Origin of the sequence: Photobacterium sp. SP02, assembly GCF_038519165.1 — a bacterium.
GTDB lineage: Bacteria > Pseudomonadota > Gammaproteobacteria > Enterobacterales > Vibrionaceae > Photobacterium > Photobacterium halotolerans.
On the sequence record NZ_JASJOJ010000054.1, the window covers coordinates 1 to 20,935 of the forward strand.

18 protein-coding genes and 1 pseudogene are annotated in these 20,935 nt (G+C 51.8%); 9 read left to right on the forward strand and 10 right to left on the reverse strand.

What is annotated here, in order from left to right:
* Window positions 1–293 (forward strand): annotated as a pseudogene (locus P0Y67_RS18010) (hypothetical protein); the annotation flags it as partial.
* 115 nt (window positions 294–408) lie between these two features.
* Window positions 409–597, forward strand: a complete 189-nt coding sequence (locus P0Y67_RS18015; protein ID WP_027253265.1) for a DUF4250 domain-containing protein — start codon at window positions 409–411, stop codon at window positions 595–597.
* Window positions 598–653: 56 nt separating this feature from the next.
* Here P0Y67_RS18015 and metR read toward each other — a convergent pair whose 3' ends face one another.
* Window positions 654–1,565, reverse strand: coding sequence for an HTH-type transcriptional regulator MetR (metR, locus tag P0Y67_RS18020; protein WP_027253264.1), 912 nt, complete (start codon window positions 1,563–1,565; stop codon window positions 654–656).
* Window positions 1,566–1,778: 213 nt separating this feature from the next.
* Between metR and P0Y67_RS18025 the strand changes: the two genes are divergently transcribed.
* On the forward strand, window positions 1,779–3,458 hold the full coding sequence (locus tag P0Y67_RS18025; protein WP_342393003.1) for a CHASE domain-containing protein: 1,680 nt from the start codon (window positions 1,779–1,781) through the stop codon (window positions 3,456–3,458).
* Between the two features lie 25 nt (window positions 3,459–3,483).
* Here P0Y67_RS18025 and P0Y67_RS18030 read toward each other — a convergent pair whose 3' ends face one another.
* From P0Y67_RS18030 to P0Y67_RS18060, 7 genes are all read right to left on the reverse strand, one after another.
* Window positions 3,484–3,918, reverse strand: coding sequence for an META domain-containing protein (locus P0Y67_RS18030; RefSeq protein WP_342393004.1), 435 nt, complete (start codon window positions 3,916–3,918; stop codon window positions 3,484–3,486).
* A gap of 101 nt (window positions 3,919–4,019) precedes the next feature.
* A complete protein-coding gene (locus tag P0Y67_RS18035; protein ID WP_342393005.1) occupies window positions 4,020–5,657 on the reverse strand; it encodes a mechanosensitive ion channel family protein in 1,638 nt (545 codons plus the stop codon).
* A gap of 112 nt (window positions 5,658–5,769) precedes the next feature.
* On the reverse strand, window positions 5,770–6,147 hold the full coding sequence (locus P0Y67_RS18040) for a hypothetical protein (protein WP_342393006.1): 378 nt from the start codon (window positions 6,145–6,147) through the stop codon (window positions 5,770–5,772).
* A gap of 240 nt (window positions 6,148–6,387) precedes the next feature.
* Window positions 6,388–7,137 (reverse strand): phosphate ABC transporter ATP-binding protein PstB, encoded by a 750-nt coding sequence (gene pstB / locus P0Y67_RS18045; protein WP_027253259.1) that lies wholly within the window; start codon window positions 7,135–7,137, stop codon window positions 6,388–6,390.
* Between the two features lie 17 nt (window positions 7,138–7,154).
* On the reverse strand, window positions 7,155–8,039 hold the full coding sequence (pstA, locus tag P0Y67_RS18050; RefSeq protein WP_027253258.1) for a phosphate ABC transporter permease PstA: 885 nt from the start codon (window positions 8,037–8,039) through the stop codon (window positions 7,155–7,157).
* Window positions 8,040–8,044: 5 nt separating this feature from the next.
* A complete protein-coding gene (gene pstC / locus P0Y67_RS18055) occupies window positions 8,045–8,956 on the reverse strand; it encodes a phosphate ABC transporter permease subunit PstC (RefSeq protein ID WP_027253257.1) in 912 nt (303 codons plus the stop codon).
* A gap of 92 nt (window positions 8,957–9,048) precedes the next feature.
* A complete protein-coding gene (locus P0Y67_RS18060; RefSeq protein ID WP_342393007.1) occupies window positions 9,049–9,867 on the reverse strand; it encodes a phosphate ABC transporter substrate-binding protein in 819 nt (272 codons plus the stop codon).
* A 544-nt stretch (window positions 9,868–10,411) separates the two neighbouring features.
* Here P0Y67_RS18060 and P0Y67_RS18065 point away from each other — a divergent pair.
* Together P0Y67_RS18065 and P0Y67_RS18070 are read left to right on the forward strand one after the other, a co-directional pair.
* On the forward strand, window positions 10,412–11,200 hold the full coding sequence (locus tag P0Y67_RS18065; protein WP_342393008.1) for a THxN family PEP-CTERM protein: 789 nt from the start codon (window positions 10,412–10,414) through the stop codon (window positions 11,198–11,200).
* A gap of 257 nt (window positions 11,201–11,457) precedes the next feature.
* A complete protein-coding gene (locus P0Y67_RS18070) occupies window positions 11,458–13,122 on the forward strand; it encodes a methyl-accepting chemotaxis protein (RefSeq protein ID WP_342393009.1) in 1,665 nt (554 codons plus the stop codon).
* A gap of 255 nt (window positions 13,123–13,377) precedes the next feature.
* On the opposite strand, the gene P0Y67_RS18075 is transcribed toward P0Y67_RS18070, so the two are convergent.
* Window positions 13,378–16,194 carry an FAD-binding and (Fe-S)-binding domain-containing protein gene (locus tag P0Y67_RS18075; RefSeq protein ID WP_342393010.1) on the reverse strand — a complete coding sequence of 939 codons (2,817 nt, stop codon included), beginning with the start codon at window positions 16,192–16,194 and terminating at the stop codon, window positions 13,378–13,380.
* Between the two features lie 282 nt (window positions 16,195–16,476).
* Here P0Y67_RS18075 and P0Y67_RS18080 point away from each other — a divergent pair, with 282 nt between their 5' ends.
* The 4 genes from P0Y67_RS18080 (at window position 16,477) to P0Y67_RS18095 (ending at window position 20,074) form a co-directional block, all read left to right on the forward strand.
* On the forward strand, window positions 16,477–16,866 hold the full coding sequence (locus tag P0Y67_RS18080) for a DUF805 domain-containing protein (RefSeq protein WP_342393012.1): 390 nt from the start codon (window positions 16,477–16,479) through the stop codon (window positions 16,864–16,866).
* A 144-nt stretch (window positions 16,867–17,010) separates the two neighbouring features.
* Window positions 17,011–17,391 carry a hypothetical protein gene (locus tag P0Y67_RS18085; protein WP_342393013.1) on the forward strand — a complete coding sequence of 127 codons (381 nt, stop codon included), beginning with the start codon at window positions 17,011–17,013 and terminating at the stop codon, window positions 17,389–17,391.
* A 60-nt stretch (window positions 17,392–17,451) separates the two neighbouring features.
* Window positions 17,452–19,551 (forward strand): protein-disulfide reductase DsbD family protein, encoded by a 2,100-nt coding sequence (locus P0Y67_RS18090; RefSeq protein WP_342393014.1) that lies wholly within the window; start codon window positions 17,452–17,454, stop codon window positions 19,549–19,551.
* A gap of 4 nt (window positions 19,552–19,555) precedes the next feature.
* Window positions 19,556–20,074 (forward strand): protein disulfide oxidoreductase, encoded by a 519-nt coding sequence (locus P0Y67_RS18095; RefSeq protein WP_342393015.1) that lies wholly within the window; start codon window positions 19,556–19,558, stop codon window positions 20,072–20,074.
* Between the two features lie 67 nt (window positions 20,075–20,141).
* Here P0Y67_RS18095 and P0Y67_RS18100 read toward each other — a convergent pair whose 3' ends face one another.
* Window positions 20,142–20,684 (reverse strand): hypothetical protein, encoded by a 543-nt coding sequence (locus tag P0Y67_RS18100; RefSeq protein ID WP_342393016.1) that lies wholly within the window; start codon window positions 20,682–20,684, stop codon window positions 20,142–20,144.
* Between the last annotated feature and the right edge of the window lie 251 nt (window positions 20,685–20,935).

Below are 20,935 nucleotides of genomic sequence, written 5' to 3' on the forward strand. Positions count from 1 at the left end.
TGGCACAGGCTTTCAGCCCTGGTCAGTATGGCGCTGATCAAGCTGGGCATTCAGCAGGCCTGGTGAGTGCCATACTGAGCGTGTTGCTGTTTTCAGGACAGCTCTACTCTGTGCCTCAGGCGCAGGTGGAAAGCCAGTTGCTGATGATTTGTGCGGCACTGTTATTGCTGATTGTCGCTCAGCTGGTTTGGGTGGGCCATATTGTGCTGGCGAAACCGGTCAAAGTCTGGCAGTTGTCCGGTGTGCTGTTATTGCTCTCTGCCTCAGCAGGATGCCAGCTTTCAGTGTTCTGATTGAATGAAGTGCTCTGACTGGTCGAATGATAGGTAGAGCGTCTATGCTAACAACTAGAGGAGTTGTTTGACTCCGGGTCTGATGTTCTGACGGCAGTAGCCGGAGGAGGAAGAGGTGGAAATCAGTAACTTGCTGAACATGGACGCTAACATAGTGCTGGGCATAGTGAATGAAAGGCTGCGCCTGGAATGCGATACGATTGATGATCTTTCCAGCCGTTACGAGCTGGATCAGGAACAACTGAGACAAAAAATGGCAGCCCTCGGCTACCGTTACGATCCCATTTCTAATCAATTTAAATGAACAGAGGGCACCGCTACTGGTGCCCTCTGTTTTTTCAAGTATTGTGCAGGCTAGCCTCAGGCAGCTTTAATGCCCTCAAGGTGGGTCTGGCACTGCTGCCGGGCCGTCGCAAAGAAGGCCTGAAGGTAATGGCGCTCTTTTTCTGACGCGCGAATCGCCGCATACAGTCTTCGCCACAAGCCTTTACCCAGCGGTTTGCTGGCTATCAGCCCCTGGCGGGCAAAATCATGAATTGCCCAGTTAGGCAGGGCGGCCACCCCCAAGCCTGCCGACACCATTTGTACCAGCATCAGGGTATTATCGGCTTGCTTCCATACCTTAGGTTCAATGCCGGCAGGCTGCAGAAAATGTTTCACCACATCTAACCGGTTTTTTTGCACCGGGTAGGTCAGCATGGTCTGACTGGCCAGATCGGCCGGTTTAATTGTGCTCAACTCGGCCAGGGGAGACTGCGGCGACACCACCAGACGCATCTCAAAGTCGAACAGGGGTTCATAGTGCACTTCCGAGCGCGGGTTAATATCAGAGGTGATCACCAGGTCGAGTTCCCCGGCAGCCAGAGCCGGGATAGGCTCGAAGCTGAAGCCGGATGAAAAATCCAGGCTCACTGCCGGCCAGTGAATCTGGTATTCCTTCAGCGCAGGCATCAGCCACTGGAAGCAGGAATGGCATTCAATAGCCATATGCAGCCGGCCCTTTGCGTCTTCTTTCAGATTGGCGAGTTCATGCTCGGCGCGTGCGATACGGGGCATCAGTTCATCGGCCAGTTTCAGCAGGATATCGCCTTCTGCGGTGAATCTGACCGGACGTGTTTTGCGTAAAAACAGTGGCGCGCCAATTCGCTGCTCAAGATCTTTAATTTGGTGCGACAGCGCCGACTGGGTCAGACAAAGGGTGTTGGCTGTTGCCGTCAGGGAACCGGTGTCTCTCAGTACCGCTAATGTGCGAAGGTGTTTAATTTCAATCATGTTCACTCAGTCCCTGAAGATTACTGCTGTTCAGAGTACTGGTTATCGAGAGAAGTGTAAACATCTAGACGTCTATAATCGATTACATTAGGGTGTCATGAGTGTCGCATAGTGATCTTGTATCTGTTATCTGAAACCAAACTGGCAAATAGACGGCACCTGGCTGAAAATAGGATTGAAACCCGGTGTAATTAAATTGTTTAAGGGAATTTGATGAAGCGACAACGTCTTACATTTATTGGCTTACTCTTGTTTGCCGGGTTGCTATTGTCGATTGTGATGCTGCTTTTCTTCTCTCATCTGGAAACCCGCCGTATTCAGCAGGAATTTGAATCGGATGTCACGGAAGCCTCACACGCCTTTATTCAGGCGATGAACAGCCACTTTGAAGCGCTTTATACCCTGCAGCTTAATCTGGACACCAACGGCATACCGGATGCCCAGGGTTTCGCGGCACTGACAGATAAAATTCTTACCCGTTTTCCGGCGATCACTGCCCTGGAATGGATTCCCGAAGTGGAACAGGCAGACCGTGCCAGCTTAGAACAACGGGCCAATGAATGGCTGCCCGGCTATGTGATTACCGAACAGGTCGCGTCCGGTGAGCGCGTCGCGGCCAGCGAGCGAGCCGTTTACTATCCGGTTTATTATGTCGAGCCTGTTACCGGAAACGAGGCGGTAATAGGTTACGACATGGGCTCGCACTCCCTGCGTTTTGAAGCGGTTCAGCGCGCCAGAGATAACGGGCAGCTGCAACTGACTGTCCCGCTCCAGATCCAGCGCAATGATGTCACCGCACAGGGTATACTCAGCCTGTTGCCTGTGTACGAATTCCCTGAACCTATGTCGGAGGCAGAGCGGCAGGACAGCCTGCTGGGCTTTGTGGCAGGGGTGTTTAATCCCGCGCAGATTTTTCTCTCATCACCCGGCTTAACTCAGGTCAAGCCTTTTGCCCTGACACTGATTGATACCCTGGCGCCTCAGTCAAATAAATTGGTATTCAGCCTGGTGCCGGCTTTGAATACCGGGCCGGTTAGCCAGCAAAAGCATTACCACTATAGCCAGAAAACGCTGACCCAGGAGGCAATCACCCGCGAATATGCGCCTGACTATCGCTATGTTCATCAGGTGCTGAGCAAAGGTGGCCGCCGCTGGGTGATTGAAGCCACACCTATGCAGGATTATATCCGCCAGCATCAGTCCTCGACGCCCTGGTGGGTCTTCTGGGGAGTCAACGCATTTTTTGCGGTTGCCGCCTTGGTGAGTTTCTTCGTGTTTCAACGGGGCCAGCACTATCTGGATACTCTGAATCAGCGACATGACAGGCTGCTGGCCGTTAACGAAAAACTGGAACGCATGAGCCTGATTGATCCGCTGACGGGTATCGCCAATCAGCGGGCGTTTGAAGAAAGTCTGGATAAAGCGGTCAGAATCGCACGGCGGGAACAATCCCCGCTGGTGGTGGTATTGATCCAAATTGATGACTATGCGCATTTTGTCAGTCAGTGTCCGCAGGAGATGTATGAGTCCAGCCTCAGAATGCTGGCCAACGAGCTGGGCAGGACATTAAAACGCCCCGCTGACATGGTGGCACGGCTCGATGATGACAGGTTTGCCGCCGTCTTGCCAAATACCAACAATGGTGAAGTGGTTGCCCGCCACCTGCGCACTGCGGCTGAACGTCTGAATCTGGCCAATACTGAAATGAGTGCCAACCCTTACCTGACAGTGTCTGTGGGCGCCATGACAGTCTTCGACATTCAGGGATTAACAGCGGAAACCCTGTTCCATCAAACAGAAGCTTTGCTGTATCAGGCGCAGCAGGAAGGATTTAACAAAGTGAGTGCAGAGGTTCGTCAGCAACTAGCATCAACTGAGAATGCACTCAGTTGATGCTGTCAGACAAAATGGTGGCGAGTTACATTGGCTGAGTGGCGGTGAAAGTCAGGGTATGCTGATTATTACTGAGCGTCAGCGTATTTCCTTTGACTTCGGCTTTGCTCCACTGGCTTAGCGTATCACTCATCACACGTTCCAGTTTCATTGCATCATCCGGGCAGGCCATCATGGTCATGCCCATTTTTTCAATCCGGAACTGGCCGTCTTTGACTTCGGCAGAGCCGAAATAGCGGTTACAGCCGGAATGACCATGCGCCATGGTGTTATTTTCAAACCCCAGAGTCGGCACGGCTCCCATGCTCGGGATGGTGACGGCCTGATTGTCGATCTTTGACAGTTCCCATTCATATTGCGTCAGATCAGCAGAAGAGTCAGCTGTTGTGTTGCCACCGGTTCCGGCGCAGGCAGATAACAGCAGGGCAGTGCCCATGGCAGTCAGCAGGTGTTTTTTCATTGTATTTCCCCAAATGGATTCGAAGATTTTTGACTAACGGTAAGACAAAAAATTCCGTAAACCGTGTTTTTTAGTGTAGAAGCAATTCAACTTGGATGTTTTTACGCATCGTTCTTTTCCGGGCTGACCATGTGTAAATGCACATCCTGCTGTGGGAAGGGGATAGAAACGCCTTCTTTGTCGAACCGCAGTTTGACTTCGCGCGTGACATCCCAGTACACATCCCAGTAGTCATCCGTTTTCACCCAGGGACGAACAATAAAGTCCACCGAAGAGGTGTTGAGTGTGTGTACTTTGATGGTTTTCTCCGGGGCACGCAGCACAGCCGGATGGTTATCAATGATGTCATGTAAAATGGCTTCGGCTTGCTCAATGCTGTCTTTATAGCCGATCCCAAATACCATATCGACACGACGAACACGCTCGTGGGTGACATTCTTGATGGTGTCTCCCCAGATTTTACTGTTCGGCACTATGATGATCTGGTTATCAAAGGTACGGATAGTGGTATTGACGAGGCTCATGTGGCTGACCTTACCAGACACCCCGCCGGCTTCAACAAAATCGCCGACATCAAAAGGGCGGTAAATCAGCAGCATCATACCTGAAGCAAAATTAGACAAGGTGTCCTGCAAAGCAAAACCTATGATCACACCGGCCACACCGAAACCCGTCAGTACTGGCGCAAGGTTAAGCCCAACCTGTGACAAGGCAATTAAAAGCCCGAGGAAAAAGACCGTTTTGCCCGACATGGAAATGAAGAAGTCCTGCATCAACTGCGACATCTTGAGGTTGGGCGAGGCCACGGCGCGCTTAACCACTTTACGTGTCAGGTTTTTTAACAGCCGGAACAGCAAAAGGACCAGGGCGAAGATAAACACCTTGAACAACACCTGCGGGGTATTATCAATCAGCCATTTTTTCAGGTTGTCGGCCCAGGCAGAGACAATCGAGTAGATCACCTGCGGATTCAGGATGTCATTGGTGAGATCGCCGGTCACTTCAAATTGCTGCTTTTTGTAGTTCGACGTATCTATCTGTGCCTGATCACCGAGGTTGATCAGGTAGTTTAAGCGGTCAATATCGCTCGACAGTTTGCGTTGTGCCAGAATGTGCATCAGCTGCAGTGAGGCTTTCTCACTCTCTGACGCCTCTTTGAGCTGCTTGGCCAGCACTTTTTCCTGCTGGTTGTTGTAATCCAGTGAGGCAGAGACGAACTCTAACCGGTTGCTGATGGCTTTAGCCAGTTTGGCTTTTTTCTGATCCGCATTATGGCCAAGCTGTTCCATCCAGCGGTAGTTTTCCCACTGTTCGCCCAGCATCTGAACAGACAGCATGCGCTCTTCATTCAATTGCTTGAGCTTGAGCAACTGTTCTTCCTGTGAGGCTTTGTCCAGCGCTTTTTCATCAGCCAGAATCTTGTTGCTCAGATAGTTTGCCGTATTGTCGGTATAGCGTTCCTGCCGTTTGACGTAATCCAGCAGAGTGGCGGTTGCCCCTTCCGGCGGCTCACTGATTAATTCCCCGATCTTGTCGCGCAGTTCATTGTTTTTGTTCAGTACCTGCATGCGCAGTACATCACGTGTGGTACCGGTACGGTTCTGGCCGGCCTGATACAGCTCCATGACTTCCTGATTCAACTGCGACAGTTCATCCAGTTGAGAGGGCGGTGTTTCAGCCTGGGCAAACACATTGAGGCTGTATGTAAGCAACGTAATAATGAGTAAAAGCTTGCGCATAGTAGAGCGGTATTCCGGTTCAGGGAGATAAATACAAGTACATCGCGGCAACGAGTGTGCCGCGATGAGAATGAGTGCCGTGATTATAACATGCTAACCGTTGCAGGTGAGGTCAGAGCAAGTCCTGCTGGCAAAGGAATTGATGATGATCAAATTGCCAGCACCAGTCCGGCGTCCACATTTCCTGGTTCAGAATGATCAGCATAGGCCGGTTAATCTGATGCAGCATATACCAGAGTGCAGGGTAATGGCGCTGATCACAGATCAGGGTATCGCATCCTGAAGCGGCAAGGGTGTCAGCAAGCAACTGCTGGTGACCATTTTGTGAATAGGTAAAGGCCATCAGGTTATGCAGGCGGCAATAGGCGGCATATTGTTGCGTCATGATCCGCGAAGATTGCAGAATACCTGTGAGTTTGGGGTGAGCATCCATTGCTGCGAGTTTGTTAATCCAGGATTTAGCATGTGAAATTTCATGATTCTTTTGCATCATCTCACCTGTCTGACCTTGGCCTGAATGTCCGGCGCCAATAGAATTAATCAGTGTTCATTTGAGTGTAAGTCCGGCTGTTGTGTGAAATGTCAGGAATGAGTAAAAAAAGAGCAAAAAAAGCCCCCAATATTGGGGGCAAATACTTACCATCGCTTTTATTATCTGTCGTTTCGGGACTCTGTTGTGTCGGACACAGGCCGGATTTCACGGCATGCTTGTGCCGTCTGGAATCCAGGCTTAGCCGAAGTCGCCGTTCACATAGCCGCGGGTACGGTCATCACGCGGGCTGTTGAACAGCGCATAAGTATCGTCATGTTCGACCAGCTCACCCATCAGGAAGAAGGCGGTACGATCTGAAATTCGGCGTGCCTGCTGCATGGAGTGGGTGACGATAACGATAGTGAAGTCTTTCTTCAGTGACTCCATCAGATCTTCAATTTTCTTGGTCGCAATCGGATCCAGCGCTGAAGTAGGTTCATCCATCAGAATGACCTCAGGCTCCATGGCGATGGTACGGGCGATACACAGACGTTGCTGCTGACCACCAGACAGACCGAAGGCGTGTGATTTGAGGCGATCTTTCACCTCATCCCACAGCGCGGCACCGCGCAGCGATTGTTCCACCACTTCATCGAGACGTTTTTTGTCGGTCACTCCCTGAGCACGCAGGCCGTAAGCCACGTTTTCGTAAATGCTCATCGGGAAAGGGTTGGGCTTCTGGAACACCATGCCCACCTTAATGCGCAGTCTCGAAACGTCTATGTTGCCGTAAACGTCTTCACCGTCCATCGACAGTTTGCCTTTGATCTTCACACCTTCAATCAGGTCATTCATGCGGTTCAGGCAGCGCAACAGGGTGGATTTGCCGCAACCGGACGGGCCGATTAATGCTGTTACCTGGCGATTAGGAATCGGCAGATTGATCTTTTTCAGTGCCTGGTTGTCGCCGTAAAACAGATCCAGATTTTCAATATTAAATTTGTTCATAATGTATTTCCCCGAAATCAGTAAGTCGCAGTGTTAAAACGTTTGGCAAGCAGTTTGGTGCACAGGTTGATGATCAGAACAATCACAATCAGAATCGTGGCAGTGGCGTAAGCCTGATGCCATTCGTGAATGGTGTAGAGTTCCTGAGTCAGCTTGTACAGGTGCACGGTGAGCGTCCGGCCGGAGTCAAGCAGACTCTCCGGGAGACGGGCCACCATGCCTGCTGTCATAAATACCGGTGCCGATTCACCGATAACACGACCTACACTGAGGATGATAGAAGTGACTATGCCTGGCATTGCACTTGGCAATATCAGACGCCAGATGGTGTAAATTTTCGATGCGCCCAGTCCGTATGAACCTTCACGGTAAGTTTGCGGCACTGCCATCAAGGCTTCTTCTGTGGTGCGGATGATCACGGGCAGAATCAGAATGCTCAGTGTCAGGGCACCAGACAAAATCGAGAAGCCCAAGCCAAGCACAACCACAAAGAAGGTCATACCGAACAGGCCGTAAATAATAGAAGGAATACCCGCCAGTGACTCGGTACAGAAGCGGATCACTTTTACCAGGCGACTGCCGACTTTGGCATATTCTGTCAGGTATATCGCGGTCATGATGCCCATGGGCGCCGCAACCAGAATTGATGCCAGTACCATGTACAGCGTGGCAACGATCATCGGCCAGATACCTGACTCCTCGCCCAGCGTTGTGTAGTTGCTGGAGATGAATGTCCAGTCGACGTAGGCAAGACCGTTGCTCAGGATGTACCAGACGACCCACAGCAGGAAGCCGACCGTTACTGTGGCCGAGGTCCAGATCACACTGAGGTAGATTTTGTCTTTGAGTTGTTGTCTGGCAGGGTTACTCGCTTGCAGATGTGTGGTTGTTGATAGCGTCATTGTGATTACCTCGCGCGCTCACGGTTCAGGTAGAGCAGGGCGGCATTCAGCATCATGATGAACACCAGCAGAACAATACCTGTGGCATACAGGGCGCTGGCGTGAATACCGGTAGCGTACGACATTTCAATCGCGATATTGGCGGTTAGGGTACGTGCTGAATCCAGGATGCCCTCAGGCATAGCCGGGGAGTTACCCATGACCATGATGATGGCCATGGTCTCACCCAATGCACGTGCGATACCCAGAATCACGCCCGTCATAATGCCGGAACGGGCGGCCGGAACCAGCAGTTTGAAAATGGTGAAAATATGTGATGCACCCAGCGCCAGCGAGCCTTCTTTATAGCTGCGCGGCACGGCACGAATGGAGGTTTCCGACACAGTAATCACCGTAGGCAGAATCATGACCGCCAGGACTATGATACCCGCCAGCACCGTGTTACCCGCCGGTACATTAAATACGTTCTGGATCAGAGGAACGATAATCACCAGACCGAAGAAACCGTAAACCACAGAGGGGATACCCGCCAGCAGTTCAACCATAGGGCGAATGATGTCGGCCAGGCGCTTGGGGGCCACTTCAGCGATAAAGATCGCGGTCATCACACCGACCGGCACACCCAGAATCACAGCACCTGCGGTAGAGACCACAGAAGCAACAATCATAGGGAAGATGCCGAACAAGGCAGGTGGTAACCATTCATCACCCAGCACAATGCCGGAGAAACCGGCTTCAGCGAAAGCGGCATAGCCTTCACGGAAAATGAAATAGCCGATAGTGATCAGAGACAAAATTCCAATGACAGCACTAGCCAGGAAAAGGTATTTAAAAAAGAGTTCACGCCAGTCAATTTTATCTGCAGCAGCAAGCTGAGGCTTCTTCTGCGTGTTCTCAATATTGTTCGCGATGGTCATTTTGCACTACTCCAGACGCTGAACCAAAAACTTCAGGTACTGAGAAATCGAAATATCCGGCCTGCATACCAGGCCGGAAAAGGCATTGCAAATTAGTGAGTTGAAATCAAACCTTGCTCAGAAACGATTTTTTGTGCGTCAGCGGTTTTCATCCAGTTCAGGAAATCCAGAGCGGCTTTAGAAGGGCGTCCGTCTTTGTAAACCACCAGGAATGGACGTTGTACACCGTAGTCGCCGGCTTTAATCGCTTCAACCGATGGCGTGTGGCCTTCAATTGACAGCGCTTTCACAGAGTCGTCTACAGAGCTCAGAGAAATGTAACCGATAGAGAACGGGTTGCTGGCAACCATAGTTTTCAGCTGACCGTTACCGCTGGCAACCTGTGCACGCTGAGAGATAGCAGTAACGGTTTTACCGTTGACTTTACGCTTCAGAGACATGATGTCTTCGAATGCACCACGGGTACCTGAGGCGGTATCACGGGTAGCCACAACGATAGGCTTGTCTTCACCACCGACTTGTTTCCAGTTAGTGATTTCGCCTTTATAAATTTGAGAAACCTGCTCTTTGCTCAGGTCATTTACCGGGTTTGAATTGTGGATAACAACAGCGATACCGTCACGGGCAATGACAACTTCCTGAATGTCAGAGGCTTTCTCAGATGCTTTCAGATCACGTGAACTCATACCCAAATCAGAAGAACCGTCGTGTGCTGCACGGATACCGGCTGAAGAACCAGGACCCTGAACCTCAACCACAACATCGTGGGATTTTGCGTAAGTCTCGCCGAATACTTCCATCAATGGCGTTACAGAAGAAGAGCCCACAACAGAAATTGTTTCAGCCGCCATAGCCGGGTTAAACATCATTGAGCCAGCCAGTGTGATAGCACCGATAACCTTTGCTTTCATTTTTCCATATCCTTTCGAATTTGGCGGAATTGCCAATCAGTTGTTTAACGAACGAGGCACAGGTTAGGAGAGTTTTATGACAGGTTTGTTGCAGTTTATTGAACACTCTATGAAGATGAAACTAAGTGGCTGATATACATCAAAAATCGGCGCAAATATGAAATCTTAGATTGATGAAAGGCCATCAATGATACTCATAGGGTATAAACAATGCCTGACTGCATGATGAATTATGGAAGGCATTTCTCACTTGAGCCGCGGCTCTGCCATGGTGGATTCAGGGGGCAGGTATTCCGGTGTCACCTTTTTTTACACAGCAAGGCGTCAAGGGTTCTGGGCAAGCAAGTCTGAAAAAAACGCAACATTAGCCAAAAAATCCCCATACAACTTTATTAGCGTTATAGCCTTGATTTATTGCGATAATTTTCTGAAATGTCCGGCTTTGCTGACTGCGCTGTCTTTTGTTCAGGCTGCGATGGCACAGAACTTGAAGCACTCCTGCACGAACACAAAAACGACAATAAAGTTGGGTTGGGGGTGTGTAATGAAACCTGTGACAAAAATAACGATGTTCAGCCTGGCGATGCTGGCCAGTGCTCATGTTAATGCCGCATTAGTCACTGTGGAGTTTGGCGCATTTACGGGTTCCTGGGTTAACGCCGTGGCGGATTCTGGCAGTGGCCAGCCAGTGACGATCGGCAATGCGACGGATAACCCTATGTTACGCTGGGGGCTGCCATCGCCGTCTTCGGGTCCGCAGAGCGGCTATGATTTTGCCTCTGCAGCCAGCTTCGACACCACGTTTGATACAGATACCGGCACCAGCGATGATTTTCAGCTGGGGACTTTTACCCATTTAAATAATGTCATTCTGAGCACCGGGGCCAGTCTGCAAAGTGTCGATTTGCAGCTGAGCACGACAGTGTCTATTGACGGCGGAACGCCGGTTGATGTGCAGTTTGTGTTTAACTTTACCCATAACGAGACCAGCAATAGTGCGGATCCCTGCGCGAACGGGGAAGCGAATGGCGTTGGGGTGAACGTGAACGGCTGTGCGGACATCATTACGGTATCCACCTCGCAGTTCACGGATGTCACTACCGTTAACGGCATCAAGTATACGGTGAACATTCAGGGTTTTCTGGTCAACGGCCTATTTGCTGATCGGTTTGAAACCGTTGAGCAAAGCACCAATCAGGCCTTCATTCAGGCCAATATCTCTGCACTGACTGAAGTACCGGTACCAGAACCTGCCAGTGTCGCCATTCTGGGGGCGGCGCTGGCCGGCATTGCCATGATACGTCGCCGTAAACGGCAGAATCTCAGCTCATAACCCAAGCGAATGAAGCCGCAGAAGCTGCGGCTTTTTCTTTGCCTGAACAGTGAATATTTATTCTTCGGAGCACGAAATTTTTCAGGCAGGGCTTTTGCTGACTTGCAAGTCAGAATTAAATATATTTGTATTATTTATGCAAAAATTTGAGCTCGAGTGGCATTCTGTCATTCCCTTGTGGCATTTATTTGCCTTTATTTTTCTTTTTGTGAATAGTGAGGACAAAATCACATCAAATCGTTGTTTGGGGCGCGTCAATGCAGCTTAGTCATTTCTCTATCCGCAATAAAATTCTGGTTTTAGGTGGTGCAGTCTCACTGATGTTCGTGATTGCAATGTTATTCATTAAATCAGCCAATGACCGCATTGGCAGCAATTTCAGTGAGTTTTACCAGCATAACTACAAAGTATCGCAATTGATCAGCCAGATTCGCCAGGCGCAAGCCGATATTATCGGTAACGTGCGGGGGTTGCAGGTGGTGTATCTGCTGGGTTTGTATGAACAAGTGCCTGAATTTAATGCGATTGTCGATAAAAACAGTGCGATCACCCCAGAACTGGTGAAAGAGCTGAAGCAAGACTACAACGGTGATCCTCAGCTGCTGGCGGACTTTGAGCAAAAGTTATCGACCTACCAGACTAATACCCATCAGTTTGTGTCGGATATGGAGTCAGCACCCAACCATCAGGCACCTTATCCGGTGTTCAGAGCCTTTGTTGACAGCTACGAAGCCCTCAACCTGCAGTTCGATAAAATCCAGCAGGCCAGCGCGCAGATGGCAATTCAGGCCAATCAGGATACCTTGCAATCGATTAAAACCGCCAATACTGTCTTTTATATCTCTATTATCCTGGCGGTACTGATTGCCTTTGTGCTGAGTCACTGGATTGCGCGAGGTCTGGTTGGTGGGATCAGCCGGGTTAAGGCAACGGCAGAAGCCCTGGCCAGCGGTCATCTGGATGTATTGTCTAATGTTAAAGGGACAGACGAAGTGGCCCAGCTGAGCAGCGCGATTGACAGCACAGTCAACCGTCTGAACAGTACAGTTGCAGGCATAGTGCGTTCCAGCACACTGGTGACCGAGAACAGCCGTATTTTACAAGATGCCAATAACAATATTCAGGTTGCGGCGGGTGAGGTATCAGAGCATACCATTCAGGCCGTGACGGCGATTGAAGAGCTCTCGACAACCAGTAAGAGTATTGCGGTCAATACCTCAGATTCAGCCAGAGCATCCGATCAGATGATGGAGCTGGCGGAAAGGGGCATTGAATCTTCTGAGCACACCCAGTCTGTGGTTCAGCGGCTGGTTGCCACCCTGCAAGATACCTCGGGCGTGGTTAATGAACTGCAGGGCGAATCCCGCAAAATTGAAAGTATTCTGGAAGTGATACGCGGTATTGCCGAACAGACAAACCTGCTGGCCCTGAACGCGGCGATTGAAGCAGCCCGTGCCGGTGAGCAGGGACGTGGCTTCGCCGTGGTGGCCGATGAAGTGCGCGGCCTGGCGCAGCGCTCACAATCTTCTGTCAATGAAATTGAGCAGATGCTGGCTCAGCTGCAACAAGCCTGTAGCAGCGCGGTGGACATGATGGCAGACAGCACCACAGAGGCCGATCAGGCCGAAGCGAGGATGTCTGAAACCAATCAGTTACTGGCAGACATCATGAACATGATCAATCAGGTCAATGAGCAGACCCAGCAGATTGCGACGGCAGCGGAAGAGCAGAGCGCGGTGGCTGCTGATATCAGCCAGAATATTCATACGGTGCAAGCGTTGTCGGATAAGACCTCATCTATTGCCTCTGAAACGGTACAATGCAGCGATGACATGCACCGTGTCAGCCAGGAAGTGGTTGAGCAGGTCAGCTTTTTTCAGGTCGCTAACGCGAGTGAAGGTTACAGCATTAAGGCCAGCTAAAAAAATGCGAAAATAACGCAAGCTATTGAAAGTAAATAAAAATAAGAAACCCGCCAAGTAAAATTACTGGCGGGTTTTTCGTACTGTGTAAGACCTAAAGGCCTATTTATAGTAGTGTCAGCGGCTGGCTTTTTCTGTCTTAATGCTGAGATCTGAGCGCGAGATAACAGTATCGGATATCAGCGGAGTCACTGGTAACTGCTTCATTGCTTATTCACCCTTTGTGCACTATTGGTGTGCACTATTGGGCGCGCACTAACGGGCAACCTCATCCACCAGATACAAAATGGATTGATAAGGCACGCCACTGTGGTGCGAGAGGCCGATTTCGCAGGTACGGCTATTGCTGAAACCACGCCGGCAGTCTGGTGGAACCTGAGCCTTCAAAGGTTCCAGCGAGGCCGCATTAAGTTCAGGGACACTAAACCCTTTGTCGCCCGCCCAGCCACAGCACTGAATGTGCTCCGGCACTATCACAGTGCTGACACAGGCTCTGGCCAGTTCCAACATGTCATCGTCTAGCCCCATTTTGCGGCTGCTGCACGTGATATGCAGCATCACAGTGTCATGCTGACGTTTCAGTTCCAGGTGCGGCAGCAGATAATGCAGCACCAGGCCAACAGGCTCGACAATATTCATCAGTCGGCTGAAACTTTCCACACTGCGTTTGGCGCAAGGGCTGGCATCAATCAGAATCGGGTATTTACCCTGTTCACTGGCCTGCCAGAGCGCATCTTCCAGCTGCTGGCTTTTTTGCGCCGCAGGCTTTGTCATCCCTTTGCTGTCGTAGGGCATACCGCAGCAGAGATCGTTTACCTCCTGAGGGATAACAACATCAAACCCTGCCTTTGCAATCAGTGACATTGTCACTTCTGTCAGCGGGCGCTGGTCGGGGTTATCTGGCTGCTGGCCCATAGTGCGGCTGGCACAGGTGGGCAGATACACCACTTTTTTCTCGCCGTGTGCCGGACTGTTGCCGCTTTCTGCCAATTGATGACGATTGATTGTCGGCAACTCTGGCAGCCACTGCGGTGTGCGATTGTGGCTCCAGCGTCTGGCGGTGTTGCTGATCGCTGTCATTCGGCGCTCACCAAGCAGAGACTGGGCAGACTGCGCCACACCCAGACCGGTTTTCACTAAGCGGGTTGTGGTGGCGAAATGATCGGCGGTCCAGCGCGCAATCGGCGCAAAGCGCTGATACTTGTCGGTACGCAGTTTTTTGATCAGATCCCCTGTGTTAATGCCCACCGGGCAGCGCTCGGCACACAGCCCTGTGGCCGCACAGGTATCAATGCCCTGATACTGAAAGACAGATTCCAGCGCTTTTGCGCCAGCTGTGTGACCGCTGCGACGGCGATGCTGTAGCTCGCGGTATAACACAATGCGCTGGCGCGGGGATAAAGACAGCGTCCGCGACGGACAGACAGGTTCACAAAAGCCGCACTCAATGCAGCGATCCACCAGATCGTCGGCTGCAGGCATGGGTTTCAGGTGACGAATATGGGCATGCGGATCGTCATTGATGATCACTCCGGGATTCAGCAGTCCTTGCGGATCGAACAGCCGCTTGATGCGCTGCATCAGCTGATAGCCTTCTTTGCCCCATTCCAGTTCGACGTAAGGCGCCATGTTGCGGCCGGTGCCATGTTCGGCTTTCAGCGAGCCCTGATACTTGACGGCCACCAACTCGGCGACGGCATCCATAAAGGCGCCGTAACGGTCGATCTCACTCTGCGCATCAAACCCCTGGGTGAACACAAAGTGCAGGTTACCTTCCAGCGCATGGCCGAAAATGATGGCTTCGTGATACCGGAACTGCGCAAATAAAGCCTGTAAATCACGAACGCCTTTAGCTAAATCCGCAACGGGGAAAGCGACATCTTCAATGATGACAGTGGTGCCGGTTTCCCGTACCGCCCCCACGGCGGGGAACATGCCTTTGCGGATCGCCCACAGAGTATTGACAGTGGCATGCTCAGAGGTGAAGGGCACAGATTCGATGACGGTAAATGCCGACAAACTGGCCATGATGGCCTCGCACTGACTGAGCAGTTCGTCGTGCGTACCTGCCCGGCTTTCAACCAGCAAGGCGGCGGCTTCCAGATCCAGATGGGCGATAAAATCAGGCATACCGGCTTTATCGGCAACGGATCGCATCGCGCGGCCGTCCATCATTTCGACGGCGGAGACAGGGGTGGTGGCCAGTATGGACGTTGCTTCGCTCGCGTGCTCAATATTACTGAATACCAGCAAGGCAGAAGCTTTGTGAGGGTGCTCGATAACCGTCTTGTAGGTGATGTCGGCGATAAAACCCAGCGTGCCTTCCGAGCCGATCATCAGGTGTTCAATAATATCAATCGGATCACTGAAATCGGTCAGCGCATTCAGCGCGTAACCTGTGGTGTTTTTCAGCCGGTACTTATGCTGAATTTTTTCTTTCAGTGCCGGGGTAGTGTCGACGTCTTCTTTCAGTTCTGACAACGCGTTAAGTAATGAGGCATGGCTGTGGCGGAATGCGGTTTTACTCTTTTCATCGCGGGTATTCAGCACCGTGCCATCGGTCAGGACAACCGTCATACCGTCTACGGTGCGATAAGAGTTTTGCGCCGTACCGCAGCACATACCACTGGCATTGTTGGCCGCGATCCCGCCAATTTTACAGGTGTTGATCGAAGCGGGATCCGGCCCGATCTTGCGTCCGTAAGGGGCCAGATAGCGGTTAGCATCCGCGCCGATAACACCGGGTTGCAGGGTAATTTTCAGCCCCTTGTCTTCGATGAGATGGCCTCGCCACTGATCGCTCAGAGTGATCAGTACCGAATCGGAGACTGCCTGTCCCGACAGGCTGGTGCCTGCTGCGCGGTAGGTGTAGGGAATGCTCAGCTCAGCACAGGCGCGAATAACCTCAATGACTTCATTCTGATTGTGCAGACGAAGCACTATCTTTGGGATCAGGCGGTAGAAGCTGGCATCGGTGCCGTAGGCGAGGCGCTTGGCTTCGTCTGTGATGATCTGCTCGGCATTAAGTAGGGTGCCAAGCTGTTGGATCAGCTGCGGGTAGTTGTCCGTCATAGTTGCCCTTGCTCGTAGGCGAATAGTTGAGGAGTCTGATGCTTTTATTTATGAATCATGAAGATACTTTGAGTGTAGCGCGTAACAGCAAACAGACTTTGCGCTTGATCTCAGCTTTTGGTGCGTAGCGGTATTTCTGTTAACAGGGTGTGAACCCTATCGCTTTCCTTATTATCAGAAGAGAAAAACTATAAATTTGTGATCTGACTCTATACTTGAGTGTAACTGACCCCGGTCACCTGCAGAAATTTACCTGACAGCCTCCAACCCAAGGGATTGAGCATGAACTGGTATTTGTACGCACTCAGAAAGTACGCGGTGTTCTCAGGTCGCGCGCAGCGACAGGAGTACTGGTATTTCTTTTTGATCAACCTGGTCATTACGCTGGCGCTGGGCATAGTAGACAATCTTCTCAATACCCCTGGCAGTGGCGAGGGGACAGGCATACTGGGCGGTGTATATTCGCTGGCGGTACTGATTCCTTCTGTTGCGGTAGGGGTACGGCGCCTGCATGACATCGGCAAATCAGGCTGGTGGATGTTGCTGAGCCTGATCCCGGTCTTGGGCTTCGTTATTCTGCTCTTTTTCTTTGCCAGAGAGGGCCAGCCCGGCCCGAATGAATACGGCAATAACCCAAAAGAAGAAAGCGGAATGGGCCATATGGCGATGTAAGCAGCAGCCGGACATGCCTGGTAACACTCTGTGGGTTACCCTGCCGCTGTTTCGTGGTATTTTCCTGTGGCTGATGCTGAAATCTAAGTCAGCTGCATCAGCGCTTTACGGGTCAGGTTAAGAGTAAGAGACAGACAAGCCATCATGCCGCATTTTTTCCGACGACATTCCTCAGCACACTGGGCGTTACTGTTAACGGTCTGGGTGGTGTTCGTGTGTCTGTCGAAAAACACGGCTCTGCTGGCGCTCTGTCCGAATCAGCCTGTTGAGGCCGTGCAAATCTTCTCTGCCAGTGAACGGGCTGAGCCTCAAGCGTCGGCAGATTCCTCTGAGTGTGATTTGTCGGAACAACTGCTACAGCTGAAATATCAGCAGCTTGATACGCTCTTTCTGATCCCCATTCTGCTACTGACACTGTTGCTTGCAGGCCTGCTCGGTGCGGGCTGCCTTTCTCCGCCCCTGTCTCGTGAGCCTAAAGTTCCGAAAAGACGCATTCACCTCACACTGTGTATTTTCCGGGAATAACACACAGCCCCTCTGGCGTGATGCCAAAAAAGTCTGTGTGTTTATTACTTAGGAAAAACAATGCAAAAAAATCAAAGATTGACCATCAAATGGCTGGCAAGCGGCTGGCTATGGCTGTGCCTGTTGTTGATGTCTGTGGCCCAGGCCTCACCTGTCAGTACGGGCTGGTTGAGCGACCCCAATCATCCGCCGGTTGAAACCCGCTTTGTGCTAACCGGACAGACAGATGCTGTGAATGGCACTGTAGCCGGTTATCTGGAAGTGCGCTTGCAGCCAGGCTGGAAAACCTACTGGCGCTCTCCCGGTGAAGGGGGCGTGGCACCCAGCATCAACTGGCAGGATTCTGCGAATATTGCCGAACTGGACTGGCAGTGGCCTGTACCGCAGCGGTATGACGTACTCGGTGTGGAAACCATAGGCTATGCTGAGGATGTTATTTTTCCGATGACCATCAGGGTGGAGGATTTTTCTCAGCCTGTGATTCTGCTGGCCACTCTCAGCCTGTCTTCGTGCTCAACGGTCTGTGTAATCACCGACTATCCGATTGATTTATCTTTTATTCCCTCAGAGCTGACGCCGTCAGAGACTGACATGCGCCGCTATGCACAAGCGTTAAGCACTGTGCCGCAATCCTCTTCGCTGGCTGAGATCAAATCAGCGATCTGGGATGCAGAGCAAAGCAAACTGCAACTGGTGTTGAGCAACGAGCAGGGCTGGGTCAAACCTGATCTGTTTATTGATGGTGATGCCGACGCCGTTAAAGACAGCCATTTCTCACGTCCGGACATCAGCATTGAGGGGGAAACCCTGACGGTGCAGATAGGCGTGTCGAGCTGGTTCGGTCAGCCGGATCTCGCCCAGCAATCGCTTACTGTGACTGTGACAGACGATGCGGTGTTGTCTGAACACAGCCTACAGGTGCAAAGCGGTATCGTTACCGCTCAGGCAGGTCATAGCCTACTGGTCATGTTCGGCCTTGCGCTGCTGGGCGGACTGATCCTCAATATCATGCCGTGCGTGCTGCCGGTGCTGGGCATGAAACTCTCTACCGTGCTGACGGCCGAGAAGCAGGAAAAGCAGCAGATCCGCCTGCAGTTTCTGGCCTCAGCCGGTGGGATCATCAGCGCATTCTGGCTGATTGCACTGGCACTGGTGGCGCTGAAGCTGTCCGGACAGGCTATCGGCTGGGGGATACAGTTCCAGAACGGGGCCTTTCTGGCCGTGATGGTACTGGTGACCTTCATGTTTGGTGCCAATATGCTGGGGCTGTTCACCATCAGCCTGCCGTCGGGCATCAGTACCTGGCTGGGCACCCAAGGCGGCAAAGGCTATGCCGGGCATTATGCGCAAGGCATGTTTGCCACTTTCCTTGCCACGCCCTGTTCTGCGCCGTTTCTCGGTACGGCGGTCGCCTTTGCCCTGGCGGGCAGTGTCGGCAACCTGGCCGTGATCTTTACCGGTCTGGGGCTGGGAATGGCACTGCCCTGGATAGCGATTGCGCTGTTCCCGTTTATGGTGCGATGGTTACCTAAGCCGGGTGTCTGGATGGGCAAAATGAAAGTCCTGTTCGGGATCATGATGCTGGCGACAACACTATGGCTGCTGACGCTGCTGGCCCCACATTGGCCAATCTGGTCGCTGTGGCTGGCGGGTATTGCGGGCGTGAGTCTGATTATCTGGCGTTCCGTCAAAGTGTTCGGCGGCAAGCCTGTGGGCGTGCTGGGCAGTGTGTTTCTGCTGCTCAGCGCGGTTGTCCTGCTTACAGCCAGTCTGACGGCTGAAAAGTGGGCGACACCTTTACCGCCGGAGCCAAGCTGGCAGCCGCTGTTTGCTGCTGACATCAGTAAGCAGGTTGCGCAGGGGAAAACCGTGTTTGTGGATGTGACCGCAGACTGGTGCATCACCTGTAAAGCCAACAAGGTCCGCGTACTGCTGCAGCAACCGGTTTATGACGCGATTCAGCAATCCGGTCTGGTGCGCATGCAGGGAGACTGGACAATTCCTAACGATGCAGTGACCGCCTATTTGCAGGCCAATGGCCGGTTCGGTGTGCCATTTAATATTGTTTACGGACCGGGTGCCCCTCAGGGTATCGCGTTACCTGTGATTTACACCAGCGAGGATGTGATGCTTGCTATTCAACAGGCTCAGGGAGGATAAGCCAATGAGTGAACAACACAAAAGGCGCGCAGGGAAGTGGAAAAAGTGGCTGAGAGAAATTCTCTTTTTCACTGTGCTGCTGACTGTGGTTTCAGTGGGGGTTGATCTCTGGCGAAGTCAGTCTGTGCCAGATGACACGCCTTTTACCCTGACAGCGCCTGATATACAGGGTGAGCCGGTTGATATTGCGGCGCTCAGTAAAGAGCAGCCTGTGATTGTGTATTTTTGGGCAACCTGGTGCGGGGTGTGCCGCTTTGTCACCCCGAGTGTCAACTGGCTGAGTCAGTATTATCCAACGGTCGGGATTTCTTTGACGTCCGGTTCTGATCAAAAGCTGCAGCAGTATTTTGCCAACAAAGGGCTGGATTTTCAGAACGTGAATGACGAAAAAAATGTGCTGGGTCGTGAATGGGGTGTGGCGTTTACGCCGACTGTGTTCATTGTCCGCGATGGTAAGGTCACCTTTATCACCAGCGGTATCACCACACCGCCGGGCTTGCTGGCAAGGCTTTGGTTGAGCTGAGGCTCTGGTTAAGCTGAAGCTGATTGATCGTAAAGCCTGTCTGCCTCTTCGGCGGGCAGGCTTTATGCTATCGGGACAGATCCTGCCGACGGCTGAGATCTCTGGCTAAAATCAGCGCCAGCCCGATGATCTGCAGAAATAGCGCGAGGTTTCTCAAACCGGAGATGTGCGCCATCAGGCGGGTGTGCTTATCGGCCAGCGAAAGGTTATCGATAAAGAGCTGATTGATCTTTTCTCTGAGCAGTTCCTGCTCGGTATTGAAGGCCGCCATTAGCCCTGTCAGCTTGTCTGTTGTCAGCCCGGCAAATGTCGCACTGTGCAAGGGCGCCAGTTGATCTTGTATTTCCTGCTGAACCGGGGCGGGCAGTGGCGCGCCGCTTAGCTCACTGAGCGACACTAAGTTCAGCACTAACTCCCGCTTTCGTTCTATCCCTTCAATCTGCTGCCAGGTGAGGCTGATGAGCTTTTCATTATTGTTTTGCTGCTGGACGAGCTGGTTGGCATCAACCGTGGCACCGTCGATATAAAAGTTGGTCATCAAGGCCGAGACGATATTGAGCAACAGCCCTGTAGCGACAAGTATCCAGGTAGGAACCGACCATCTGCGCATCAGTTGAAATCCGGTAGCAACACTCTCTTTAGTATGACCAGGCTGGCGCGGTCTTTGTTGCAAGGGTAAGAATGTGCGAAAAAAGGGCATAGTAGCCGTGTGGCGTGATTGACTTTTTTTGTCACAGGTATCATTTTTTTATTAGAGGAGTCCATCAGTATTGACCTTCCCCTAAGGGAAAGCTTTAGGCTGTAGGCGTTGAGATATTCATAGGCTGGTTATGCGTCGGAAATCACGTCGGACAATCTGGT